The organism is Mesorhizobium sp. CU3, assembly GCF_006442965.1.
Lineage (GTDB): Bacteria > Pseudomonadota > Alphaproteobacteria > Rhizobiales > Rhizobiaceae > Mesorhizobium.
Map to the genome: position 1 here is coordinate 307,368 of NZ_VFWX01000003.1, position 22,780 is coordinate 330,147.

Genomic DNA, 22,780 nt, shown 5'->3' on the forward strand with positions numbered 1-22,780 from the left:
AACATGAATCGATAAAAGGCGATCGCGGAAGAGCGGCTGGCGCTTGACGCCTCACCCATCGGCAGGGCGCCATGCGCAAATTCTAATGCGCCCTGCGAATTCAAGGCAGCCGGTCCGTGTTCGACGGGCGGCGCTTGTGCTGTTCCGGCCAACGAAGGTTATGCAGCCCTTCTATCGTTGCCCGCGCTCAACTCGATGGATGCTTCGACCTCATCCGGCAGGTGGCCAAGAAGCCAATCCGCCGCCCTGCTGGCCTGGCTGGCGGCACGAACGATGGCACGATTGTCCTCGCGCAGAACCTCCAGCCATGAGCCGATGTAGTCCGCATGCCGAACCGTGGGCACGATGCCCATGGCCGCGCAGCAGAAGGCCGCGTTGATCTCTGCCACAAGTTCTTCGAACGCATACTTTCTGGAGCCGGTAGAGCCCGAGAATTTGCGATCCAGGCGTGAACTGTGACCGGTGGCATGCCCGAGCTCATGCAAGGCTGTCCGGTGCCAATTGATCGGCTCGAAGTAAGCTTGAGGACGAGGCACCTGTATATAATCGTGGGCAGGCACATAGAACGCCTTGTCGCCGCCAATACGGAAATCGATACCGGTGGCCTTGATCAGCGCCTCGACCCGCGGTTCGATCGGGCTTGCCACCGCCAGCGGAGCCGGAGCTGCGACTTCGTCGGGTAGCCCTTCACATTGCTCGATGTTGAAAACGGTGAAGCGCTTGAGAAATGGGATGGCTTGAGCGTCCTCGCCCGTCTCGCGAGCGCGCTTCTTCTCGTGACCCGGAACAAAACGATCGGCATAGACGACCGTTGTTCCATGCTCGCCTCTGCGGACATTCCCGCCGAGCGCGAAAGCCTGTCGATAGGTTATCCAACTCTGTGCTGAGAACCCGTTTTCGACCACGGCACCCCAGAGGATGAGCACGTTGATTCCGCTGTATGCGCGGCGCGTGCTGGCATTTTTTGGCAGGGAAAGCGACGCTTTTGCCGCTGAAGTCCCCCATGGCTGGACCCATGGAAAACGACCCGCCTCCAGCTCGGCAATCATCTTGCCGGTGATCTCGTCGTAGAGGTTCGACCGGTCGGCGGCGGCATGGGTTCGATTGGTCCGGACAGACATCGCGGTTCTCCGCGACGGGCGCCGAAGGCCTCTCCTTCCGCTTTCAACCCGTCGCGAAAAAAGCCGCCTCCCTCTGACTCTTCGTCGGGAGAGCCCCCGCTCTCCCGACCAAATGAGAAAACGGCGTACAAGGCGCAAGCACCGAAATGTCCTTCAGCGGGAACAAGTCAGTTCGGTGCTGGAGCAGGTTCGTGGCCCTGAGACCGGTTCAACAGGGCGGCCGTAGGAGCATCAGCATAGCGCCGCCGTCAGGCGGGATGCGGGACCGACAGCCCCCGGCGAAGGGCGCCGTACAAACTTCAAGCCTGAGTGGAGCATGGATGCATTGGTGCTCACATCGACAGTCTGCTAGATCAGGCCGAGACGGCCGGGTGGGATAGGACCCGTGCCTCTTCGGCGGTGATGTATCTTGCCGCAAGGAGGCTAGACAGTTCCGGTCGTCAGAGCAGGTGAACGTCACTCGCAAGAGCACACGCTTCCAGCAGTCGGCCCCGAGGATAATTCTACGCAAGTTCAGCTCACATATATCGCTATATCTCACGCACGCTTGGCGGAGGGGCCGCCGTACATCCGCCGGGCAAGTTCAGCCGTCGGGAGTGGGGCGCCCGCACTGTGCCGCCGCACAAGGATTCGGGCAACAATAAGCCGCGAGTGGGCAAGTTCCTAAGCCGAAGCCAAGATAGTCCTGTCGAACGAGCAAGGCTTGTCCGATCCTTCGTGACAAAGATCAATTAGAGATTGCTTGTATTTTGAACGGTCGGTGAACGAGACGTGCACCTTCTCTGCGCAACTTAGGCCCCACGACACTTGCGTTCAACACCTCCCCCCACTACGAACATTGTATGTTGAAAACGGGAGTGCGGAAATTGCCGGAAGAGACACACGAACACGCCAAGATAATCAGCCTAACCGCAGACATCGTCTCCGCTTACGTAGGCAACAACCCCCTACCCCCAGCCGGGCTCCCGGACCTAATCGCCTCCATTCATTCTTCCCTTGCGGGCATCAGAAAGCCGGCCGAGCCCGAAACGCCGAAGTTGGAACCCGCGGTCAACCCCAGGCGGTCGGTGTTCCCCGACTACATTATTTGTCTCGAGGATGGGAAGAAGTTCAAATCGCTGCGGCGACATTTGGATGTGCACTATGGCCTGACGCCTGAAGAGTACCGTGGGAAGTGGGGCTTGGCACGCGACTATCCAATGGTTGCGCCAAACTATGCCGCGACGCGGTCGCAATTGGCGAAGGCGAGCGGGCTTGGGCGGAAGGCGGCAGGAAAGCCGGTAAGGAAGCCGGCTGGGAGACGCAGCTAATTCCAAGCCCGCCGGAACGACGATCGCATGTGCAGGGTGCTTCGTTCGATCGGCGCCTCTGGTCTGGTGGCAGCCCAAGCATAACGGAAGCGTCGAGGTTGAGGCCTGCCTTGGAGATGATTAGCGGATTATTCCCCCGGTACTCACCAGGACGTACCCACGCAGAGCTTGCTGTTGCGTCTTATGCAGCTTCCAGGCTGCTTCGTCCGAGGTATATCACAGCTAGAGCCAGCGCCCGCCACCCTACTCTCGCCTGTGAGGCCTGGCTTTTGCTACCTTCCTCCTGGCTAGGTCGTCAGTAAATCGCGTATTCGTGCCCAGCGCAGCGCGGGGCGCGCTGATTGAGGGTACCAAATGGGCTAAGGCTTGCGGCCTTCCCGGGCTGACCTGTGTCCGGCTGCGATTCTCGTGCCCGTTCAAGCGCGGCCCTCAAGTGGTTCTCATCTTCGATGCCCGCACGGAAACGCTCAGTACTTGGCGAGCGACCTGCTCCCGTCGCTTGGCCAATGTCGGATGGCCCGCGCTCGCCTGTTTACTTCAAACGAGTCGGGCCGGTCCGCTTATCATGGTGACACAGGATTTTGCAGACCGGTCCGAGCTCCGAGGTTGCGGTCGGAGCGACCTATCAGAGCCAAAAAAGGCGGTGAATTTCAAGATCATTTGAAACCTCTTCGAGGTGACTGCGTTTCACGCGTCACGGGTTCGCGAAGAGGACGCCTTTTTGACCAAGCCAATCAACACATGGCACGACACTTACACCCCGCCTGAATTGGCTGCGAAATTCGGGCTAACAATCGTTCAGGCCCGGGTCGTCATCAGTTCCAACGGCCCTTCGCGCCACGGGTGCGAGATGGGGGCAGCGGCGTTTCGAAATGCGTTGAAGATGCGGGCCGGGCGGAGCTCTCGCTCGCGGGGGGCCGCGCGTCTTCCCAAAAATCCGTGAGCATCGCGTGGCGGAACAGGATTACCAAGCTCGCTGTTTGGCCGCGACCCTGCGGATCCCTCACCCGGCAGTCGCTCTGCGTCGAGCCAGCCAAGCACCCGAAACAAGCTCGCGCAGAACCGGACAGGTTGCTCGAAGCCCTGCCCCGACCTGCCGGGCGACCAACTCCCTTCCGCTGACCGTGGCGGCTCGAATCCATGCCCAATCTTGTTCATCTTTCCTGGATCTCTCCCGGACCTGAACCATTCATATGCCAACGGTCGCCCGGGCCGCCATGAACAATGTCTGCGAAGCGCAGGCGCGGTAATTCCACGCGATGACCAGGAAGCATAGGCCGCTGTTGATCCGCGGCGCCGCAATGGTCAGCGAGGCGCGCATATCGCCGAATCCCAACCGGCAAGTACAAGTCCGCTGCGCAATACGTCTCGATCTTCCGCACGCTCCATCCGGCTTTCAGCGACGATCTGCGCTATCGTGAGATCCGGCAACAGCGCGTGGCCCTCCTTGACGCAGGCGAGCGCTTTCTCGCCCTCACCCATCGCCGCATGGCATGTGGCCAATCGGGCCCATTGCCAGGCGCTCTTTCGTGGAAGACGTGCGAAAGACGCGGCAGCTTCCCGGTAGCGCCCGGCAATCAGCAGAGCTTCCCCGCGGTCGTGATAGTACCAACTCGGATGGATGGGGTTGAGCTGAATGGCCTTGTCTAGCAAATCCAGTCCCGCCTTGGCGTCGCCGCGCAAAGCCCGGAAATAACCAGTCTGGGCAAGGGTGTCGGCATCATACGGGTTGAGGTCGAGGGCGCGGGCGAAATGCTCCTCTGCGGAGTCGTATTGGTCTCGCCCGCGATAAAGGAGTGTCAGCGCCAAAATACGGTGACACCGCGCCTCGTCGGGGCTTAACGCGATGGCATGCAGCGAACGGTCTCGTGCCTGATCAAGTACCTCGCGCGGAGCATCTCCGTAACCAGCGATGATCACATCCGCAAGGGCGAGATAGGCGTGCGCGAGCCCAGAAAGAGGGTCGAGCTCAATTGCTCTGAGGAAATGGTCGCGTGCGGCATAGTTCACGCCCTCGCCATAGCTGCGCAACAACTCTCTGCCGCGTAGAAAGTGAAGGTACGCTTCGATATTAGCCATTGGTGCGGCCACCGCGCCCCGCCGGATGACGGCGCTTTCGATGTTGGCGAGCAGTGCCATTGAGATTCGTTGTGCCACCAGCATCTGGAAGCTGAAGATATCGCCCTTGGTGAAACTAAAGCTCTGCCCCCAGGCTCGACGCCCGGAACTCGTCTCGAACAGTTCTATGCGGGCCGCGTACTCGGCTTGCGTGCTTTCGACGCTGCCCTCGGCGATGTAGTCGATCCCAAGACGCTGAGCGGTGGCGCGAAGCTCTTCCCCCGAATGTTGCGCCAGCGCGAAGGCGGAATGCCGCGCCAACACCGCGATTGTCTTGAAACAGGAGAGCGCGTTCGTGATCTCTTCAACCGCACCGTCGAAAAGTGCCTTACCCGCCGTATCGGCGGATTCGACACGAAACGGCAGTACAGCCACCATTGGCTCCGCGCGCAAGGCAGCCGGGGTTGGCGGCTGCAGCGCCTCAACCCGCGGCACTTGGAGCAGATAGCCACGACGTGGCACCGTTCGGATCAGAACCTGAGCCTCATCGCCGATCGATTTGCGAGCGTCGCGGATCGACTGAGTAAGCGAATCTTCTGTAACGACGATCCCCCGCCAAACGGCTTCAAGCAATTCTTCCTTGCTCAGCACACGACCCGGATTTCGCGCCAGGTACGTCAGCAACTCCAAGGTTTTGGGGCGTATCGGCACGATCTCGCCGTTGCGCCGGAGCGTACCCCGGTCGAGATCGAGAGTTGCGCTTCCGATCTGTAGCGCCAAGCCCCTGCCCCGTCGACGCGCCTGATTGCGCGGCGATCATCCGAGCGACATTGGAGCTAAAAATCAAGCTGGAAACGGTTTCCAGGTGGAAAAGAGGCAGGGAAGTCGCAACCACAGCCTTCCACGTGACGCGACCGGGGCGGATGGCTTGTCATTGGACACAGTCGTCTCGAGGTAGGCAAGCATCTCATTGCTTTCGCCCAAAACCGAGCCGGGGAAGCCCGTGGAAAGGAAGCGAAGCAGCTCTTCTCGTGCCAGTTCAGCGGGTGGAAACGGCCCTTCTGCCTTGATATGCATGATACCTCCAGGACGTGTGAGAGCGCATCTCCAGGCTGCAGGCCCAAGAATTGACTGGGCGCGGGCTCTTTGTCCTGAACGGTTGCTGATATTTTGCTGAATTCGACGATTTGGTCTGTTTTGCCGGCATGGGGAACGGAAACAGAATGGCAGCTCAAGGCTACGGAGACCTTGAAAAGGACGTTCAGGCCGCCCTTGGCCTTGTCGCTGCCTCTCCCCAAATCGGACACCGACTGAATCTCTCGGCAGAGGCGTCCGCAGCAGCAGCTTCTTGACTATGTTGCCGGCTATCCCCACACCCGATGAATGGCCTCGAGGGCATGGGCGATGCTCGGATCGAGAGTGCGCGCGCTCAGGCAAACAAAACTGAGCGTTGTTTCAACTTTGACATCGGCGATGACGAGGCCATTGGCCTGTTGTTCATGCAGGGCAATGGATTCGCGGCAGAGGCTGAGGCCGACGCCGGTTCGCACCATCGCAAGCATCGAGGCTTCCTGATCAACAGATGCGACCACATTTTGCCTCACGCCGAGTTCGGCAAACAGTCGAGACAGCAGCCGGTTGTGGACTGACGCATGAGGGGTGCCGATCCAGGGCAAAGTAGCAAGGCTGGCCCAATCCTGGCCACGGATTACTCCCCCAAGCGACGGCGGCCCGACAACACGGTAGGTCAGCCGCGCCAGATCCTTGACATGAAAGAGCGGGTCCTGAACTCCAGCCGCGAGGCCGGCGCCGGCGTCAAAATCCTTGATGTCGCCAAGGAAGAACCCGGCATCCAACTCGTCCCGTTTCAGCATCTCTGGCACCTCGCCGCTCATGCCGTGGCGAAGCTCCGTTTCAATTCCAGGCCCGCTCTCGACCAGTGCCTTAAGAAAGGCGCCCAGCCGGGTGAATTCCGGGTCGATGATTGTGCCGATCCTCAGTTTGCCGCGAAGCTGCGTGGTCAGGTGTCCGGCGGTCTGGCTGAAATCCAAAAGCGAGGCGAGCACCTGCTCTGCCTTCCCCGCAAGCAGGGCGCCGTCCCGGGTGAGTTCCAAGCCGGTTGCGGTGCGGCGGAAAAGTGTGACGCCGGTGTCCTGCGCCAATCGTTTCAGCTGCAAACTGATTGCCGGCTGCGTGAGATGCAGTTGGTCGGCCGCACGGGTTACGTTTCCCTCGCGGGCAACGGTGACAAAAGCCTTCAATGTCCTCAAGTCGAGCGGTAGATGCATATTAATCCAGCTTATAATGATGGGGGCCATTTGTCATTGGATTTTAGCCGTGGTGGGGGATTATCAGTTGTTCGGACTCAAGGAGGAGTGCGACAGTGAAGCTCCAAGCGAACTGGCCTTATAAAGCTTCGCCACAAATGCGATCCGGTCGCTGCCAGATCGAGGCCGCTCGTAGATGACTTCTCGGCCTTCTTCGCAAACCAATCATACGTTCGACTATGTGGTCGTCGGTGCCGGTTCTGCCGGTTGCTTGCTCGCCAACCGGTTGAGCCGCGATCCCTCGAAGCGCGTCCTTCTGCTGGAGGCTGGCAAGAGGGACAACTATCCCTGGATCCACATCCCGGTGGGCTATCTCTACTGTATTGGAAATCCGCGGACGGATTGGCTCTACAACACCGAGCCCGAGGCCGGATTGAACGGACGGTCCTTGCGCTACCCGCGCGGCAAGACGCTCGGAGGCTGCTCCTCGATCAACGGCATGATCTATATGCGCGGTCAAGCCCGCGACTATGCCAATTGGGCGGCGCAGACCGGCGACGACGCCTGGTCATGGGCGAATGTCCTGCCGGACTTCAAGGCTCATGAAGATCACTACCGTCTCGATGCGGGCGCCGATCCACGAACGGGTGGCAACAGCCGCTTTTCCGACATGCACGGACGTGGTGGGGAGTGGCGCATAGAGAAGCAGCGCCTGCGTTGGGAGATCCTGGAGGCCTTCGCGGAGGCGGCAGTCGAGGCGGGTATTCCACGATCAACCGATTTCAACAGCGGCGACAATGAAGGCGTGGGGTATTTCGAGGTCAATCAGAAATCTGGCTGGCGGTGGAATACGTCCAAGGCGTTTCTGCGTCCGGTACGCAACCGGGCCAATCTCGCTATCTGGACCGAAGCCCAGGTTGAAACGCTGCTTATCGAGCCCGGACCGCAAGGGCGAAAGCGCTGTGCCGGCGTTACCCTGAAGCGCGCCGGCAAGCAGATGACTGTGCGAGCCAATGCCGAGGTCATCCTGTCGGCCGGAGCTATCGGCTCGCCGCAGATCCTGCAATTGTCAGGCATCGGTCCGGCGGGGCTGCTGCAGCGGCACGGAATCGCCGTGGAGCAGGACCTGCCGGGCGTTGGCGAAAACCTGCAAGACCATCTGCAGATACGGGCTGTGTTCAAGGTCAGTGGCGCAAAGACCCTCAACACGCTGGCCAATAGCCTTTTCGGCAAGGCAATGATCGGTCTTGAGTATGCATTGCGCCGCAGTGGGCCCATGAGCATGTCACCGTCACAACTCGGCGCCTTCACACGCTCCGACAAGGACCAGCCGCACGCGAACTTGGAATATCATGTGCAGCCGCTCAGCCTGGACGCGTTTGGCGAACCTCTGCACACGGCGCCAGCAATCACCGCAAGCGTCTGCAATCTTAATCCGACCAGCCGTGGCAGCGTGCGGATCCGCTCGAAAAGCGGCGGTGACGCGCCAGCGATCGCACCGAACTATCTCAGCACGGCGGAAGACCGCGCGATCGCCGCCCAAAGCATCCGGCAGATTCGCACCGTCATGGCGCAGCCTGCGCTTGCAAAATACAAACCCGTCGAATGGAAGCCAGGCGTCGGGTTCCAGAGCGACGCGGAGCTCGCAAAACTTGCGGGCGATATCGCCAACACCATTTTCCATCCGGTCGGCACGACCAAAATGGGGCATGACGGCGACGCGATGGCCGTAGTCGACAGCCGGTTGCGCGTCAGGGGCATACAATGTCTACGCGTCGTAGACGCCGGCATCATGCCGAGCATTACCAGCGGAAACACCAATGCCCCGACCCTGATGATCGCCGAAAAGGCGGCGCGCCTGATCCTTCGGGAGGCGCAGGGGAACGCATGACAACGACTTCCGGCCTATCCCAAGCAATCGACGAAGCGAAACAGATGCAACGTTCGACCCTTCCGCTTCGCGGCATCAAGGTCGTCGACTTCGGCCAGTACATCGCCGGACCGGCCGTGGCGATGATCCTTGGCGATCTCGGCGCCACGGTCGTGCATGTCGATCCGCCATCGGGCCCTCTGTGGGACAGCCCCGCCAACGCCACGCTCAACCGAAACAAGCTCATCGTCTCCATCGATTTGAAGACGACAGAAGGACAAGCGCAAGCGCGCTCCCTGATCGAGCGAGCTGACATCGTTGTAGAGAATTTTCGTCCAGGCGTACTCAGCCGCCTTGGCGTCGATTTCGCTGCCCTACGCCAGGCGCGGCCAGAGCTGATCACCGTCTCGATCCCCGGCTTTGCTTCAAACGATCAGCTGCGTCGCGAGTGGCGGGCTTTCGAATCCGTCATCGCCGCGTCCTCGGGTGTCTTCACAGATATGGGGCTCAACCGTGTCTTGATGGGCGTCAATCCTTCCTTCTCGCCCCTTCCGCTGGCCTCCGCCTATGGCACGATGCTCGCCGCGTCAGCGATCGTATTGGCGCTTCAGGCGCGCGAACGAACTGGAACCGGCGACCAGATCGAGGTGCCGCTCGCCTGCGCGGTCATGGAAGGACTTGCCTACAACTCGATCAAGATCGATGGCTATCCGCTCCGCTACAAGACCCAGCGGGAAAGCGAGATCGAGCGCAGACGTGCCGAAGGCTTGCCGATGGACCTCTCCTATGAGGCCTTGCAGGAACTGCTCGACCCGTTCTACCGCAGCTACGAATGCAAGGATGGACGCAAGTTCTATGTGGTTTGTCCGAGCCATAAAAATCACGCCAAGCGCTGCCTGCAGACCCTCGGTCTCTATGACGAACTCGTAGCGGAAGGATTGAGGGAAGAATTCGACACTTACCTGCCGGTCAGTGAATGGACTTCCGATGTCTCGCTTGGCGTCTACCCGTTGCCGAAATACTGGGCCGACAAGATCGCGGCACGCATGAAGGCGGTTTTCCTGACCCGAACCGCCAAGGAATGGGAGCGCATCTTTGGCAAAGGGCAGTTTCCCGGCGCGCCGCAGCGTTGGCTGCAAGAATGGATCAGTGACGATCACGCCGAATGCGCCGGCCTGATGATCGAGGTGGACGATCCCGTTTACGGACGCATGATCCAGCCTGGCCCGATGGCCTGGCTCGAAGAGAGCGGCGAGGTCATGCTGAGCCCGACGCCGCGGCGTTGGGTCGGCTTCGACGAGGCGATCGCGGCGTTGCCCGCGTTTCCAGCAAAACCGCGTTCAGCTCCGTCCGCCGGCGCACAGGCAGGATGGCTAGACGGTCTGCGGGTCCTCGATCTCTGCAATGTCATTGCCGGCCCGCATTCGGCTTCCTATCTCGCCCGCTTCGGAGCGGAAGTCATCAAGATCGACCCGGCGCGGCCGCTTTATGATTGCTGGAACACAGTCATTTTCGGAATGACCCACATGCGCGGAAAGCGCTCGGTGCTTGCCGATATTGGTTCGCCCGACGGCCGCGCTGTCTTCGAAGCGCTGATCAAGTCAGTCGACGTCATCGTCTGGAATGCGACCGAGCGGCAAGTCAGGGACAAGGGGCTCGACGTCGACGGTCTCAAGGCACTCAATCCGGACGCGATCTTTTGCCAGCTCGATTGCTTCGGCGGCGTGCGCCGTGGACCACGAACCGACTATCTCGGTTATGACGACCTGGTGCAGGCGGCCACTGGCATCATGCTGCGATTTGGCGGCTCGATGGAAACGCCTGAGGAACACGCCCATGTCGGCACCATCGACGTGATGTGCGGGTTCGGCGCAGCGCTCGCCATCGGGGCGGCCCTCTATCAGAAGTCCAGCACCGGGCGCGTCGGGCGAGCGCGGACCTCGCTTTCCGCACTGAGCGGTCTCGCGCAGATGCCGTTCTGTTACGACTACCGCGGTCGCCAGCCATTCAACGAAGCTGCCGGGCCCCAGGTCAAGGGCAATGACGCCCTCACCCATGTCTACAATTCAGCAGCCGGCGGAAGCCTTCTGCTGAGTGCTTCGGAGGCGGACATCCCGCGCCTGGCTGAAGTGGAGGGGCTTGAGGGCATCGCTCAAGCGCCAAAGGAAGACCGTGTACACTACCTGACCGGCGCGTTCATAAAGGACGCTGCCGAGACATGGCTTGCCCGTCTCAGGGCTGCCGATGTAGGAGCAGCTATCTGCGAAAACATCGAAACCATAAGATCAGGAAATTCACGCCTGGCGGACACCGCTCCGGGGACAGCCAATGGCAGCTATTCGTTCTCGGTCTATTCCAATCACCCGAGCGGACATGTCGTGACGCAGCTTGATCCGTACGCGATCCGCCCGGCGGTCGGAAAGGTCTACGCCTTGCCGCCGGCAGAGAAATATGGCGCTTCGACGCGCGTCGTGCTGACTTCGCTTGGCTACTGCGAGACACAGATCGAAGTCCTGCTATCTGGAGGAGCAATCAGCGAGAGCTGGAGCCGCGAATATCTGCCCGGTTGAGAGCCGATACCTCAGAAATTTTGCCGCAGCGGGATCGAGTTCGAACCCCGACCGTTGAAGCCCTACGCTTACCGCAAGGCACAGGGAAGTTCATGAAGGCGAACGAGGCCTTGATCGCTTGGAGCGGCTTGGACGACGAAACGCCAGCGCGCGGCCATGTCGCCATTGGCCGCATGATTGGCGAGGGCCAGGTTGACTGGGTCATCGGCTACGCGAGTGCCGCAGGTCATCGCATCGTTGCCAAGCGTCACATGCGCGGGGCGCACAGCCTTGTTGGTCTGTTCAGGGATTTCCACTATCTGGTTGTTGACGAGCGCTTGGACCCTGAAAAGGTCCACAGGGCGTTTCTCGCCATAGATGAATATGCGGAACTTTTCGGACAAGGCCCATTTGACCCACAGGCCAAAAGCGGGCCGGCGATCTGATCGGTAACACCGGCCGCATCATGCGCATGCGACAGGCGAGCAAACCGACGACGTGCAGGAAGAACGAAGCGCGCTCGCTCCGCCATAGCCGGTAAATGCGGCAAGGCGCGGGGTGAGAAAACAAAGCCCGAAAGAGATGGAAAGAAATTGCCGCCAGCACGGCGAAGGCCAGATGGCAAATCAACGCTGGTCCTTCTGAAGAAGACGATTCCTAGTTGCTCTCGTCGACCGTCCCCTTTTTGTGAAGCAGTGCGGAAAGCCGCAAAGCCGCGGGCGCGCCCAACCTCCCTGTTCGATGGAAGATGTTTGCGAGGAGATGGAAGCCCTTGCGCGCCGAAGCCCAGCAAGCGTGGACTCTTTAAACAGCACTTGAACGGCGTGATAGGGACTTTGGTCGCATTGCGAATCTTGCGACCAGCAGGCAAATTGTATTTGCGTATACTCACCCTCTGGGTTGCTTCGCTATGGACATCCCAAGCAAGCTGGAAAATCTAAGTTTCGCGCGCTCCATGCTCCGTGAGCTCGCGCGTCGTACCGACGCCGCCGACGAGAAACTCCTGACATATTTGATTGAGATGGCGTCTGCTGAAGCCGACGATCGCATAGAGGCATTGAGCCAGGGACAAGCGTCACGCGAGCGCTTCTAAGTTCAAACCGAGACACCCGGCTCGGCGCAGTTGAAACGTCTGATTTGGTCGCCCGCAATGTCTTCTGTTGGGCCAGAGCTAAGCGCATCTCTACGCCGGCATTGAGCGCGAAGCTGCCGTCCAGAACCGATGCCTCCTAGACGGTCCGGACCTTAATCATGGCGGTCAGAATGGCGTGTTCCATCTTGATAATGGCCGCATTGAGAAACTTAATAGAGATCAAAGGGACAGTGCCCGCGTACATACGCCAGGGTCCACCCTGCCTCACTGGGCGGCAGTACATGACCGCCGCCCATGGGACGCTTACAGATCAAAGATGAGATGGCCACCCGGCAGATGTCGGCATCGGCATCATTCCGTCTTCGACCAGAATGTCTTTCCTCTTGGCGAACTGAACGAAAATGCCCCGGGCAGTCTCGGGGTCGATCTCACCGGCCAATGCAGCTTTGCAGGCGCGGATCGCAGCCTTCTGTTCGGGACTGTTCCCGCACCAGTCCGTGACGAACTGGTAGGCATCCACCACGGAGTTCAACTGCCGAGGGAAGCCAAGTCCGACCCATACGCGGACTGGCTTTTCGAAAGGTTGGGAAAGCATCGTTTTCCTCCTCTCCTAGCGATCAGGCGGCCACTCCGCCGGTGTGACCGGCCTTTGCGCCGACCATCCAGGGCACCGTTGTAGAGACATCCTCGAGTATCTTTGCGGAACGGGCGAACCCTTCGAGCGCGTCACGTGCGATCGTCGACGGAATGTGCCCATCGAAGGCTCGACGGCAGGCTCGCTTGGCAGTTTCATAGATCACGCCGCGCCGGTTGCGAGGCCATTTGTCCAGAAAATCGAATGCATCCTCCAGACATGATATTTCTTGAACGAGGCCTTCCGCGACTCTCACGAACACGGGGCTGTCGAATGTCCTATCGCTCATCTTAACCTCCAATTCTTCGAACGATTTCAGACAGTTGAGGAATGGTCGCTTCAAATTGAGGCGACCGCGAAAATATATGTGGGAGCCCATTTTCGCCGTCAAGACCCACCTGCAGGCATTTTCACTGCTCGTGGCAACGCCAAATTGAACCATAGCTCCTACGCAAAGCCGGCCATCCGCGGTTACATGCCATGCAGCCATGCGGCAAGGTTGGCTTCACTGGGGCGATATCGCCGTTATTTTCGTCGCCTCTGCTCCATGGAAAGGCACTTAAGTGACATGCCGGGCGCAGGACGTGGCATTCCCGCATGCTCTTCGGCCTGGCCAGACAGTCGGCCTGTTGTGAAGTCCGTGGGAGAGGCCGGGACATCGTTGAAATAGGCGCCGACGACAACCGCGAAGGGCCGGCAGCTTGGCTCGCTTGCTCTCTTGAAATGGAAATGGACGCCTCCAATATTTTCCTCCGTGCCGAAGGCGCCGGCCAATCTGGATCAGGCGCTCGGCCGCAAGCGAGACATTTGCTGTTTAGCGGTCAGAAGGGAGGTTGCTATGGAAAGTGGAACGTTCAAGCAGCCGATTTTCGTGAGGGACGAGGGTTACGTTCTTCGAAAGATCGAGTGCGTTATGGATGCCATCGAGTTCCTGGAGGAATGGCCCGTCGAACGGCGTGGTCTTCTGCACGCAGCAGCGTGCGAAACGTGCTGCTCCGCGTATGACGGCCGCAAGTCGGTCGAGGCGGCGCACAAGACCTTTGCGACGTGGGCACGCCGGGTGGAAGTCATTGACGATGTGCCATTGGCGCCATCATGGATGACGGGGCCGAAGATCGGCACTGAAGACCGGATGGTGGACGCTAGCTGAATTCGCGGCGACGCGTTTCCCGGGCCGCGGCGTCCACCGAAGGGTTCATCAAGGATCAGCCGCGAGCCCCGAGCAGCCAGCGCCATTTGCGCTCGAACGCTCCCGTTTGCGATGTCTGGATGCTGGATGTGATCGATCAAATAGCCGATCACATACTTGTCTTCGTTATCAACCCGGATAGCCAAGGCCGATATCGCCGACCCGTTTCATGGTCATCGCCTACGGGGTTTCCGACGCCGCAGACACATGCTGCGCCGCCAAGAACATCAGCGTCGAAGCTACCGTCCTCCGGTTCCAGCCCGCGGACTCGGCCTTTTCCAGCAAGTCGGTCAGCAGCGGCTTCAGGGCGGCGCGGCATTCGGTTTCGTAGGCGAGAAATTCCTTCGCGGTATGCGTGGGCGAAGGAACCGTCCCCTCTTCGCTCGTCATGTTCATGAGGATCACCCCTGTTCGTTTTGCAAGGCCCGCTCCCGTTGCCGGGAGCGGGCGTCCATTGGCGTCTCAGAAGTCCATGCCGGCGCCAGCCGGCATGGACGGGCCTGTTTCCTTCTTCGGCTTTTCGGCCACCATCGCCTCGGTGGTGACAAGCAGTCCTGCGACCGAAGCCGCATCCTGCAGCGCGGTGCGCACCACCTTGGCGGGGTCGATCACACCCTGCTTGTAGAGGTCGCCATATTCGCCGGTCTGGGCGTTCCAGCCAAAGGCGAAGTCGGTCTTCTCGCGCAGTTTGCCGACAATGATCGAGCCTTCAGATCCGGCATTCTCGGCGATCTGGCGGGCCGGAGCCTCGATCGCGCGGCGGACGATGTCGACGCCGTATCTTTGGTCAGGGTTGTCGACAGCTACCGCGTCGAGGGCCTTCGCCGCCCTCAGCAAGGCAACACCGCCGCCGGGAAGGATGCCCTCCTCGACCGCGGCGCGCGTCGCGTGCAGCGCATCGTCGACCCGATCCTTCTTCTCCTTGACCTCGACTTCCGTCGCACCACCGACGCGGATCACCGCGACGCCCCCGGCGAGCTTGGCCAGCCGCTCCTGCAGCTTCTCGCGATCGTAATCGGAGGTCGTCTCCTCGATCTGCGCCTTGATCTGCGCGACGCGGCCCTGGATCTCATCCTTCCTGCCGGCGCCGTCGACGATCGTGGTGTTCTCCTTCTCGATCGCGACCTTCTTGGCGCGGCCAAGCATCTGAAGCGTGACATTCTCCAGCTTGATGCCGAGATCCTCGCTGATGGCCGTGCCCCCGGTCAGGATGGCGATGTCCTCCAGCATGGCCTTGCGGCGATCACCGAAGCCTGGAGCCTTGACGGCGGCGACCTTCAGCCCACCGCGCAACTTGTTGACGACCAGGGTCGCCAGAGCTTCGCCTTCGACATCCTCCGCGATGATCACCAGCGGCTTGCCGGACTGGACCACGGCCTCGAGCACGGGAAGCAGCGCCTGCAGATTGCCGAGCTTCTTCTCATGGATCAGCACGTAGGGCTCGTCGAGTTCGACGCGCATCTTGTCCTGGTTGGTGACGAAGTAGGGCGACAGGTAGCCGCGATCGAACTGCATGCCTTCGACGACTTCCAGCTCGGTCTCGGCGGTCTTGGCTTCCTCGACGGTGATGACGCCTTCATTGCCGACCTTTTCCATCGCCTCGGCCAGGAAGCGGCCGATTTCGGCATCGCCATTGGCCGAGATGGTGCCGACCTGGGCGATCTCGTCGTTTCTCGTGATCTTGCGAGCGTTGGTCTTGAGTTCGGCAACGATCGCATCCACCGCCTTGTCGATGCCGCGCTTAAGGTCCATCGGATTGATGCCCGAGGCCACAGCCTTGGCGCCTTCGCGAACGATCGCCTGGGCGAGAACGGTCGCGGTGGTCGTGCCGTCACCGGCAAGGTCGTTGGTCTTGGACGCGACTTCGCGCACCATCTGGGCGCCCATGTTCTCGAACTTGTCCTCGAGCTCGATCTCCTTGGCGACGGTGACACCGTCCTTGGTGATGCGCGGGGCGCCGAACGACTTGTCGATGACGACGTTGCGGCCCTTGGGGCCGAGCGTCACTTTCACCGCGTCGGCTAGGATGTTGACGCCGCGCAGCATGCGCTCACGGGCATCTGAATGAAATTTGACTTCTTTTGCAGCCATTGGATCACTCCTTCAATAGGCAGTTTTCATTGACTGGATGAGGGTTCGATCGACGCCTCGATCAGGCAGCTTTCTTCAACGTCGCGGCATTCTCGATCACACCCATCACGTCGCTTTCCTTCATGATGAGGAGATCCTCGCCGTTCAGCTTGATCTCGGTGCCCGACCACTTGCCGAACAGGATGCGGTCGCCGACCTTGACGTCGAGGGGCATGAGCTTGCCGCTCTCGTCGCGGGCGCCGGGCCCGACAGCGATGATCTCGCCCTCTTGCGGCTTCTCCTTGGCGGTGTCGGGGATGATGATGCCGCCGGCCGTTTTTTCAGCGACCTCGATGCGGCGGACCAGCAGTCGGTCATGCAATGGACGGAACGCCATATCGTTCTCCTTCTGGACAAACAGATTGTTGAGGTTCCTCCACACCGGACCGGCAATATCGGCCCAATGTGGGGCGCTAGACCCCTCGCGGGCATCGCGCGGACATCGACTTAGTTTTGCGATTTTTCGGTTTCAAGTGGCCCGGCAGATTTTTTTGTATTCGCGCTGATGGAGTGCTAGCGTCATGAAAACATACGGCTAATTGGTACGCAGCCGCGCATTTCCCGCTTGAATTTTCCAGACGAACGAACAAGATTATCCGGAGCCTCGCCAGCGGCGAGAGCGTGAATTTGGAGCCCGCACAAAGGAGCTTTTTGGAAGGACGGAGGACCACGATGGACCGACAAAATCCCAGGCCGATCATCCCTTCTCTTATTCCCGAAACATCAGACCTTGCGCTCGATCGTTTGTTGTCGCCAGCGAGACATTTCAAACGTCCAGATGACGTCCTCAAAGATGATACGCTCGATTTTCAGGAGAAGCGCGCGATCCTCTCGTCCTGGGCGTCAGATGCCTGCGCGGTGGAATCCGTTCCGGCGCTGCGCCGACCCCCAGGAGCCGAGCAGTCGATCTCCTTCGATGAGATTATGGATGCTCTTCGCGGGCTGGACGACGCTCACCGGCCGATTCCAACAGAGAGCGCATCCAACCATGCGTCTGACCGCCTGGACGCTTGATTTCGCAAGCCAAGGAGAAGCATATGGTCACTGCGGTTAGCAGGGAATTCCGCCTGCAGATGGGGGGCTACGGCCTGACCACGGCCGAAATCCATTACCATCTTCCCGACCACCCGAGCCTGCTTCAGCTCTATGTCTGGCAGGAATACGACCTGGCGCCCCACTTTCCGGAGTTGATAGGCTTTCTCGGCTACTGGGAGCGCGAATTGGAGGGCGCTCTTCACTCTGTGCGGATCGCTCACCATCGCCTCATCCAACCCTCGCAATGGCGCCTTGTCGACGGCGTCATTGCTGTCCACTGAAGTCCATCTCGGGCCCCAGTGCACCGATCGCCGATTCGTCGCATGACTTACGCGGAGCCGGCACAGCCGGCGGCATCAACCCGGCCCACGTTGCAGCCTAGGGAAGCTTTTTTGCGCATGTCGTGTGCTGCGCCACCCGTCACGAGCGTCGAGGCAGGCCGGCACGGCAGCATGTGGGCCTCGCCCGGTGGGGGGCCGCTGCCGATGAGGCGCTCCGGCGCATCCAAAGCTGCCGGCGCCTTGCGCGATGCGGATGGAAATCGAAGCCCCCGCACATCTGATGTTGGGCCACATCGGTATGCACTCCTCAATCCTCGTCGTAATCCAGCCGGTCGCTCAGTTCGGAACCACTGCGCCACGCAATGGCCCTCTGCTATCAAGGACAGGCCTCTGGGGATGTGCCACCAACCGTTGGAAGACTTCATTACCAACGGCAAGGGCCGCCTGAAGGCCTCACAAAAACGCGATTGCGATCTAAAACGCCTAAGCAGGGCATTTTTTGATCATTGCCCCCCAGTAATGCCGCTTAGGGGTGCCTCCAGTGTCCAGACGCGCCGCCCCGCCGCTTGTTGGATGTAGCCCATACCGCTCATGGCATCGGGCACAATACGGCGAAGCATTGCGCGGCTGAATCCGCCTTCGGCAACTCGGTCTAGGGTTGAGGGGTGTTCGTCCCAAACGAGGCGAAGCCAGCTCCCTTCAGACCGCGGCTCGATCGACCAGCTAACGCTAATCGCGCCATCGGCATATGCATCTGTCAGCGCTCCGCGCTCAGCGGAAGTGGCCGACAGCTCATGAAGGGCCATGCCAAGATACAAGGCAGCATTAGGTGAGATCATGATAGAAGGCCCGCTCGACGAAACGCGTCCCTTATTCTCAAATGGCTCGATTTGGGCGGCAATCACCTCGGCAATTGTTGAACCGCGCCAATCGGCATCAACGAGGAGATCGTGGGATCGGGAGAGAGCCATGATACGGTCTCCCACCCGGCTTTCAAACTCTTGCTTCGTGCTAGTCGTCCTGCTCGTCAGGCGCACCATCGAAAGAATCACGGCGTACTGATTTTTGACGCGGTGGTTGACTTCCCGCAGAAGCGACCTGATCTGAGCCTGACTATTCCTTTCGCCTGTGATGTCACGAACGATTTTTGAAGCACCGACGATCGCCCCCTGATCGTCCAGGATAGGAGAAACGGTCAGCGATACAGGTAGCAGGCGTCGGCTTTTGTGCTGCCTGATGGTCTCGTAGCGTTCCACTTTCCTGCCCTCGAGGATCGAGCCGAGTACGAACTGCTCTTCGGCTCGTCGCTCCTCCGGGATAACACGGTGTATAGTTTCTCCGAGCATCTCAGCCTCGGTGAAGCCATACAGACGCCCCGCCGCAGGATTCCATGACGTCACTCTGCCCTGTAGGTCAGTTGTAATGATTGCATCCTGAGACGCCTCGACCATTGCGCTCAGCAAGCGGCTCCGACTGGCCAGCTTACCTGCGGCATCCCACGCCAATTCCCTTTCTTGGTAGGCTACTCGTGAAGCAGTGCGAGCAACAATTTTGTCAACGACTAACGCGCTCAACTCTTTCAGCGTCAGAAGGTCCGCATCGTTCAACCGCCTTGGAATTCTATCGATAGCGCATAACGTGCCCACGCAGATGCCCTCTGGAACCTTGAGAGGTATTCCCACGTAGGAACGGGCCTGAAAGTGACCGGTCACCCACGGATGGCCGCGACATCGAGCATCCGCCAAGGCGTCCTCGACCAGCCACGGATCATCCTGCTCCACTGCCGAGACACAAAATCCAGGGACCCTGCCAACTTCCGTATCAGGAACACCATGGCGTGCTTTGATCCACACTCGATCCTCTCCGACGAACGTGACAAGGGAGATTGGGGCGGCGACGACACGTGCCGCGACCGCCACGACGTGATCGAATACCTGCTCACGGGAGGCGTCCAGTAGATCATACTGCCGAAGCAGATTCAGCCGCCTAACTTCGTCCATCCCCATAAGGCCCCATACGGGCTGTTCCAACCCAAAGCAGATCCTTGAGCTCCGGACCATGGCTGTCCAAGTGCCCTGTCACACGTCATAACTCACATCAAATGATACAGGTTCCGCCGTAGCTGGTTGATTTTTAACGTGCAATGCAGATTCGCAATTCAGCCAGTGCTACCGGTCTGACGATTAACGCAGACTGCATTTTTCGCCCAGCAACACTGGCTCGGCCAAGCCGGCCACCGTCCCGTCAAGAAATCCGCTGGCGTCTCGCCAGGCGCGCGCGCCTTTCAATCTTGCGGATCGTTAAGCCAGCATAGATTCCGCGTAGACAACTGTCGCACCTCCCCCGCCCGCGCGGCCGAACATCGCAATGGGGGACTGTGCCGCGGGTCATCGTCGTCGGGTCCACGGCCGCGGCGCATCACGTTCCTGAAGAGACCTACCGCCGACGCTTGAACGACACCGCCTTCGTCGTATCGTCGCCGGCATCGAGCGGTCCGGGGCCGTGCAGATTGTCTTGGCTTTGGCAACACCGCCGCAGGAAGGTGGACCAATGTGGGCAGGCGCAGCACCGTGTGGTGGTCTGATACCCAGGAAACTGACAGGCCACGCCTATCCTACGCCGTCACGTCCGGACCCGCCAGGACTTCAACAGGGTGGTGAGACTTGACGGTCATCGAAGCGCCTGGCGTCGTTTGGTAGCTAGGAAGTGAACTCGGTCCTCTCCATTCTCGCAAATAGGTGGCCTCCCGGCAGGGCCGGGAGGCCGATCGCACTGGTCATATGGGTGGATCAAGCTGCTTTGCTTTGCGGTTGTGTATCCAAGCTTATAGGCTCAGAGTTCCCTTCGCCGTCGATCCGGGGCGAGTTCGACGCCGAAGTGATTGTGATGCGCCGCGGCTTGAGTTCTTCTGGGATCTCACGTGCCAAGTCGACCGTGAGGAGGCCGTTTTCCAACATGGCATTCGCGACCTTCACATGGTCCGCCAAGCGAAACACCTGCTTGAAGCTGCGATTCGCGAGCCCGCGGTGAAGGATCTGCGTTCCGTCCTGTTCCGGCGCCTTCTGCCCGGTAACGATCAGTTCGGCGCCGTGCTGGGTGAGCTCGACCTCCTCGGGACCGAACCCGGCGATTGCCATCGAGATGCGATACTCGTTCTCACTCTTCTTCTCGATGTTGTAGGGCGGCCAGTCCGTCCGCACGCTATTCTCCAGCATGTCGAACAAGCGGTCAAAACCGACGGTTGACCGGAAAAGGGGAGCGTATTCAGGGCTTCTCATAGCCATATCCTCCGAAAAGCAACATGGGTTACAAGAAGCGTCGCAGCGTCGCCGCGACGCTCGGTTCTGTCGAGCCAAAGCCTCGACGCAAGTCGATTTGGGAACAGGCCAAAATTCGTTCAAGAGGGCGTTGGAAAATTTTTTGCGCCGCCACGTGACAATCTCCCGGCCGGCCAACGCAGGCTGGTGGAGGCCGCTTACCACGTTGGCCACATTGACCGCTTCGTCGTCAGCATATGGGCGGCCGATTCCGGCGCAGCAGTCGTCCACAGTTCATCCTCGTCGATTGCCAGTAGATCGAGAAGCCGAGTAGTTTGACGCCAGCAAGGAAGGTATGGCCATGAGAGCCGCCTTCGACTTTTGACCGCTCTTATCGCTCGCGCATAGGCTTCGATCGCGTCTTCGATCTTCTCAAGAACGCGAGCCGCACGCCAGGCGTCGACAATTGGCCGCCTTACGACACCGCCAGGACCGGCGAGGATGCCAATCGCATCATCATGGCGGTGGCGGGGTTCACCCAGGATGAACTCAGCATCACTTCGGCGCGAACTTCCCGAGGAGATGAAGCCGCGCCGGATAGAGATCGGCTCAGCCCAAAGCGGGCCCGGGTCCAGACCAAGGCCAGCGGATCCACGGTCGAGAAACAGCTCGGCTAACGTCAAGAACGAGAGCGGGCTCGCCGAGCGCCCAATCGAGCCCGGCGAGATTGGCTGAGAAGAACAAGATGGACCGTTGAAAGGAGAACCACGTTGAGTGTACGTCATCTTACCCCTTGGGCGCTGGAAGAGCGTCCTTGCGTCCCGAGCTTGTTCCGTCACTCCGGGCGAGGCCCTTTGCTGTCGCTGCGTCGCGAACTTAACTGGCTGTTCGACGACGTTTTCCGCGGTTTCGATCGGCGCCGCCCGTCCTTTGGCAGGGCGCCTTCGCTGGGAACATGGCCGAGCGTCGAGAATTCCAGCAACGAGTGGCAGATCGTGGTCACGGCCGAAGTGGTCGGCGTGGACGGAAAGGACATCGAGATCTTGGTCGAGGACCGTTTGTTAACGCTGCGGGGCGAAAAGCGTTCTGCATCCGAAGACGAGGACCGGCAGTTCTCGGAGCCATTAAGACCGCTTTCGCGCGCCGGATTGAAGATGAGAAGGACAACGTCGATGCTCGCTTCAGAGCCGGCCGCTGACCGTGGTGCTTCCCAAAACTGCGAAAGCGCAGTCGCAGAGCAAACGCATAGAGATCAAAACTGACCAAATGCCGCCTGGGGGCACGCTCCCGGACGGCTGCCTTTTTGATGGCCCGACACCTTCTCACTCGCTCCGCTTTTTATTGTCCGTTTTGCTCGCTGCAACGATGGCTCCATAGGAAGGATGGCCAAACTATTCAGTCCGCAACAAAAGCTGCCAGTTCATCAGCCGTCCCCCGCGGAAAGGCTTCCTTCAAGTAGCCGAGGAACGTTGACATGCGGGGGCTGAGCAAACGCCTCGAGGGATAAAGGGCCCAGAGCGCCGTATCAGGCCCTGACACATCCCCCCAATGCACCAGCGTTCCGGCCGCTAAATCGCCGCTGGCAAATGACAAAGGCAGGCGCGCGGCGCCGAGCCCATGCGGACCGCATCCCGGACCATGACGAACGACGCCAGACTGAGCACTGGCTTGACGGTAATCGTCGACTTGCCAGACAGGGTCGTGACTTGCCAGGCTTCGGACTCATTCAACGAGCCTCGAACGATCGCAGGAACGAGACTTCCCTTGGGCTTGGGGTGTCAGGTGCGGACTGGCCACCACCACCAGCCGATCCCGGAGGAACGCCCACCCAATAAGGGCGGCATCCGCCTCCGGCTTGACCCGGATAACGAGGTCATAGGCTTCTTCGATCATGTCCACGGCCCTGTCTTCCGTGGTGATCTCCAATCGGACCCCTGGGTAGCTCCCCACAAAAAGCAATGGTGAACGCCGACTCCTATGTTGCCG

General features: G+C 60.1%; 18 protein-coding genes and 2 pseudogenes. 8 read left to right on the forward strand and 12 right to left on the reverse strand.

What is annotated here, in order from left to right:
- Positions 1 to 158: 158 nt before the first annotated feature.
- The gene (locus tag FJ988_RS07605; RefSeq protein WP_140816120.1) at positions 159 to 1,121 is read right to left on the reverse strand and encodes an ArdC family protein; all 963 of its coding nucleotides are present in this window, start codon (positions 1,119 to 1,121) and stop codon (positions 159 to 161) included.
- Between the two features lie 842 nt (positions 1,122 to 1,963).
- Here FJ988_RS07605 and FJ988_RS07610 point away from each other — a divergent pair.
- Positions 1,964 to 2,431, forward strand: a complete 468-nt coding sequence (locus FJ988_RS07610) for a MucR family transcriptional regulator (protein WP_140816121.1) — start codon at positions 1,964 to 1,966, stop codon at positions 2,429 to 2,431.
- A 1,305-nt stretch (positions 2,432 to 3,736) separates the two neighbouring features.
- On the opposite strand, the gene FJ988_RS07615 is transcribed toward FJ988_RS07610, so the two are convergent.
- The 3 genes from FJ988_RS07615 to FJ988_RS07625 form a co-directional block, all read right to left on the reverse strand.
- Positions 3,737 to 5,269, reverse strand: a complete 1,533-nt coding sequence (locus tag FJ988_RS07615; protein WP_140816122.1) for a winged helix-turn-helix domain-containing protein — start codon at positions 5,267 to 5,269, stop codon at positions 3,737 to 3,739.
- Between the two features lie 63 nt (positions 5,270 to 5,332).
- Positions 5,333 to 5,566: a hypothetical protein gene (locus FJ988_RS07620; protein WP_140816123.1), complete on the reverse strand. Its 234-nt coding sequence runs from the start codon at positions 5,564 to 5,566 to the stop codon at positions 5,333 to 5,335.
- A gap of 287 nt (positions 5,567 to 5,853) precedes the next feature.
- Positions 5,854 to 6,807, reverse strand: a complete 954-nt coding sequence (locus FJ988_RS07625; protein ID WP_246688461.1) for a LysR family transcriptional regulator — start codon at positions 6,805 to 6,807, stop codon at positions 5,854 to 5,856.
- Between the two features lie 145 nt (positions 6,808 to 6,952).
- Here FJ988_RS07625 and FJ988_RS07630 point away from each other — a divergent pair, with 145 nt between their 5' ends.
- The 3 genes from FJ988_RS07630 (at position 6,953) to FJ988_RS07640 (ending at position 11,621) form a co-directional block, all read left to right on the forward strand.
- Positions 6,953 to 8,647 (forward strand): GMC family oxidoreductase, encoded by a 1,695-nt coding sequence (locus FJ988_RS07630; protein WP_140816124.1) that lies wholly within the window; start codon positions 6,953 to 6,955, stop codon positions 8,645 to 8,647.
- Positions 8,644 to 11,196, forward strand: a complete 2,553-nt coding sequence (locus FJ988_RS07635; RefSeq protein ID WP_407067698.1) for a CoA transferase — start codon at positions 8,644 to 8,646, stop codon at positions 11,194 to 11,196. Before FJ988_RS07630 ends, FJ988_RS07635 begins: the two co-directional genes overlap by 4 nt.
- A 92-nt stretch (positions 11,197 to 11,288) precedes the next feature.
- Positions 11,289 to 11,621, forward strand: a complete 333-nt coding sequence (locus FJ988_RS07640; protein WP_140816125.1) for a hypothetical protein — start codon at positions 11,289 to 11,291, stop codon at positions 11,619 to 11,621.
- 957 nt (positions 11,622 to 12,578) lie between these two features.
- On the opposite strand, the gene FJ988_RS07650 is transcribed toward FJ988_RS07640, so the two are convergent.
- Both FJ988_RS07650 and FJ988_RS07655 read right to left on the reverse strand, forming a co-directional pair.
- Positions 12,579 to 12,863 (reverse strand): DUF982 domain-containing protein, encoded by a 285-nt coding sequence (locus FJ988_RS07650; protein ID WP_140816127.1) that lies wholly within the window; start codon positions 12,861 to 12,863, stop codon positions 12,579 to 12,581.
- Between the two features lie 22 nt (positions 12,864 to 12,885).
- Positions 12,886 to 13,191, reverse strand: a complete 306-nt coding sequence (locus tag FJ988_RS07655) for a DUF982 domain-containing protein (RefSeq protein WP_140816128.1) — start codon at positions 13,189 to 13,191, stop codon at positions 12,886 to 12,888.
- A gap of 549 nt (positions 13,192 to 13,740) precedes the next feature.
- Between FJ988_RS07655 and FJ988_RS07660 the strand changes: the two genes are divergently transcribed.
- On the forward strand, positions 13,741 to 14,052 hold the full coding sequence (locus FJ988_RS07660; RefSeq protein WP_140816129.1) for a DUF982 domain-containing protein: 312 nt from the start codon (positions 13,741 to 13,743) through the stop codon (positions 14,050 to 14,052).
- 219 nt (positions 14,053 to 14,271) lie between these two features.
- Here the strand turns inward: FJ988_RS07660 and FJ988_RS07665 are convergent, their stop codons facing one another.
- From FJ988_RS07665 to FJ988_RS07675, 3 genes are all read right to left on the reverse strand, one after another.
- Positions 14,272 to 14,487, reverse strand: coding sequence for a hypothetical protein (locus FJ988_RS07665; protein ID WP_140816130.1), 216 nt, complete (start codon positions 14,485 to 14,487; stop codon positions 14,272 to 14,274).
- Between the two features lie 66 nt (positions 14,488 to 14,553).
- Positions 14,554 to 16,182: a chaperonin GroEL gene (gene groL / locus FJ988_RS07670; RefSeq protein ID WP_140816131.1), complete on the reverse strand. Its 1,629-nt coding sequence runs from the start codon at positions 16,180 to 16,182 to the stop codon at positions 14,554 to 14,556.
- 61 nt (positions 16,183 to 16,243) lie between these two features.
- The gene (locus FJ988_RS07675) at positions 16,244 to 16,558 is read right to left on the reverse strand and encodes a co-chaperone GroES (protein ID WP_140816132.1); all 315 of its coding nucleotides are present in this window, start codon (positions 16,556 to 16,558) and stop codon (positions 16,244 to 16,246) included.
- Between the two features lie 335 nt (positions 16,559 to 16,893).
- Here FJ988_RS07675 and FJ988_RS07680 point away from each other — a divergent pair, with 335 nt between their 5' ends.
- Both FJ988_RS07680 and FJ988_RS07685 read left to right on the forward strand, forming a co-directional pair.
- Positions 16,894 to 17,235 (forward strand): hypothetical protein, encoded by a 342-nt coding sequence (locus tag FJ988_RS07680; RefSeq protein WP_140816133.1) that lies wholly within the window; start codon positions 16,894 to 16,896, stop codon positions 17,233 to 17,235.
- A 23-nt stretch (positions 17,236 to 17,258) separates the two neighbouring features.
- Complete coding sequence (locus FJ988_RS07685; RefSeq protein ID WP_140816134.1) at positions 17,259 to 17,537, forward strand: usg protein; 279 nt, start codon at positions 17,259 to 17,261, stop codon at positions 17,535 to 17,537.
- A gap of 503 nt (positions 17,538 to 18,040) precedes the next feature.
- Here FJ988_RS07685 and FJ988_RS07690 read toward each other — a convergent pair.
- Together FJ988_RS07690 and FJ988_RS07695 are read right to left on the reverse strand one after the other, a co-directional pair.
- Positions 18,041 to 19,597, reverse strand: a complete 1,557-nt coding sequence (locus FJ988_RS07690; RefSeq protein ID WP_140816135.1) for a PAS domain S-box protein — start codon at positions 19,595 to 19,597, stop codon at positions 18,041 to 18,043.
- Positions 19,598 to 20,326: 729 nt separating this feature from the next.
- Positions 20,327 to 20,815 (reverse strand): Hsp20 family protein, encoded by a 489-nt coding sequence (locus FJ988_RS07695; RefSeq protein ID WP_140816136.1) that lies wholly within the window; start codon positions 20,813 to 20,815, stop codon positions 20,327 to 20,329.
- 749 nt (positions 20,816 to 21,564) lie between these two features.
- On the opposite strand from FJ988_RS07695, the pseudogene FJ988_RS07705 reads away from it, so the two are divergent.
- Positions 21,565 to 22,054: pseudogene (locus FJ988_RS07705) on the forward strand (Hsp20/alpha crystallin family protein); the annotation flags it as partial.
- 135 nt (positions 22,055 to 22,189) lie between these two features.
- Here FJ988_RS07705 and FJ988_RS07710 read toward each other — a convergent pair.
- Positions 22,190 to 22,747 (reverse strand): annotated as a pseudogene (locus FJ988_RS07710) (LysR substrate-binding domain-containing protein); the annotation flags it as partial.
- Positions 22,748 to 22,780: the final 33 nt, after the last annotated feature.

Excerpts from the sequence above, each read along its gene's own strand:
- FJ988_RS07695 (WP_140816136.1), bottom strand. The coding sequence starts at position 20,815 with ATGAGAAGCCCTGAATACGCTCCCCTTTTCCGGTCAACCGTCGGTTTT.
- FJ988_RS07690 (WP_140816135.1), bottom strand. The coding sequence starts at position 19,597 with ATGGTCCGGAGCTCAAGGATCTGCTTTGGGTTGGAACAGCCCGTATGG.
- FJ988_RS07630 (WP_140816124.1), top strand. The coding sequence starts at position 6,953 with ATGACTTCTCGGCCTTCTTCGCAAACCAATCATACGTTCGACTATGTG.
- FJ988_RS07635 (WP_407067698.1), top strand. The coding sequence starts at position 8,644 with ATGACAACGACTTCCGGCCTATCCCAAGCAATCGACGAAGCGAAACAG.
- FJ988_RS07655 (WP_140816128.1), bottom strand. The coding sequence starts at position 13,191 with ATGAGCGATAGGACATTCGACAGCCCCGTGTTCGTGAGAGTCGCGGAA.
- groL (WP_140816131.1), bottom strand. The coding sequence starts at position 16,182 with ATGGCTGCAAAAGAAGTCAAATTTCATTCAGATGCCCGTGAGCGCATG.
- FJ988_RS07620 (WP_140816123.1), bottom strand. The coding sequence starts at position 5,566 with ATGCATATCAAGGCAGAAGGGCCGTTTCCACCCGCTGAACTGGCACGA.
- FJ988_RS07650 (WP_140816127.1), bottom strand. The coding sequence starts at position 12,863 with ATGCTTTCCCAACCTTTCGAAAAGCCAGTCCGCGTATGGGTCGGACTT.
- FJ988_RS07685 (WP_140816134.1), top strand. The coding sequence starts at position 17,259 with ATGGTCACTGCGGTTAGCAGGGAATTCCGCCTGCAGATGGGGGGCTAC.
- FJ988_RS07625 (WP_246688461.1), bottom strand. The coding sequence starts at position 6,807 with ATGGCCCCCATCATTATAAGCTGGATTAATATGCATCTACCGCTCGAC.
- FJ988_RS07610 (WP_140816121.1), top strand. The coding sequence starts at position 1,964 with ATGTTGAAAACGGGAGTGCGGAAATTGCCGGAAGAGACACACGAACAC.
- FJ988_RS07605 (WP_140816120.1), bottom strand. The coding sequence starts at position 1,121 with ATGTCTGTCCGGACCAATCGAACCCATGCCGCCGCCGACCGGTCGAAC.
- FJ988_RS07640 (WP_140816125.1), top strand. The coding sequence starts at position 11,289 with ATGAAGGCGAACGAGGCCTTGATCGCTTGGAGCGGCTTGGACGACGAA.
- FJ988_RS07665 (WP_140816130.1), bottom strand. The coding sequence starts at position 14,487 with ATGAACATGACGAGCGAAGAGGGGACGGTTCCTTCGCCCACGCATACC.
- FJ988_RS07680 (WP_140816133.1), top strand. The coding sequence starts at position 16,894 with ATGGACCGACAAAATCCCAGGCCGATCATCCCTTCTCTTATTCCCGAA.
- FJ988_RS07660 (WP_140816129.1), top strand. The coding sequence starts at position 13,741 with ATGGAAAGTGGAACGTTCAAGCAGCCGATTTTCGTGAGGGACGAGGGT.
- FJ988_RS07675 (WP_140816132.1), bottom strand. The coding sequence starts at position 16,558 with ATGGCGTTCCGTCCATTGCATGACCGACTGCTGGTCCGCCGCATCGAG.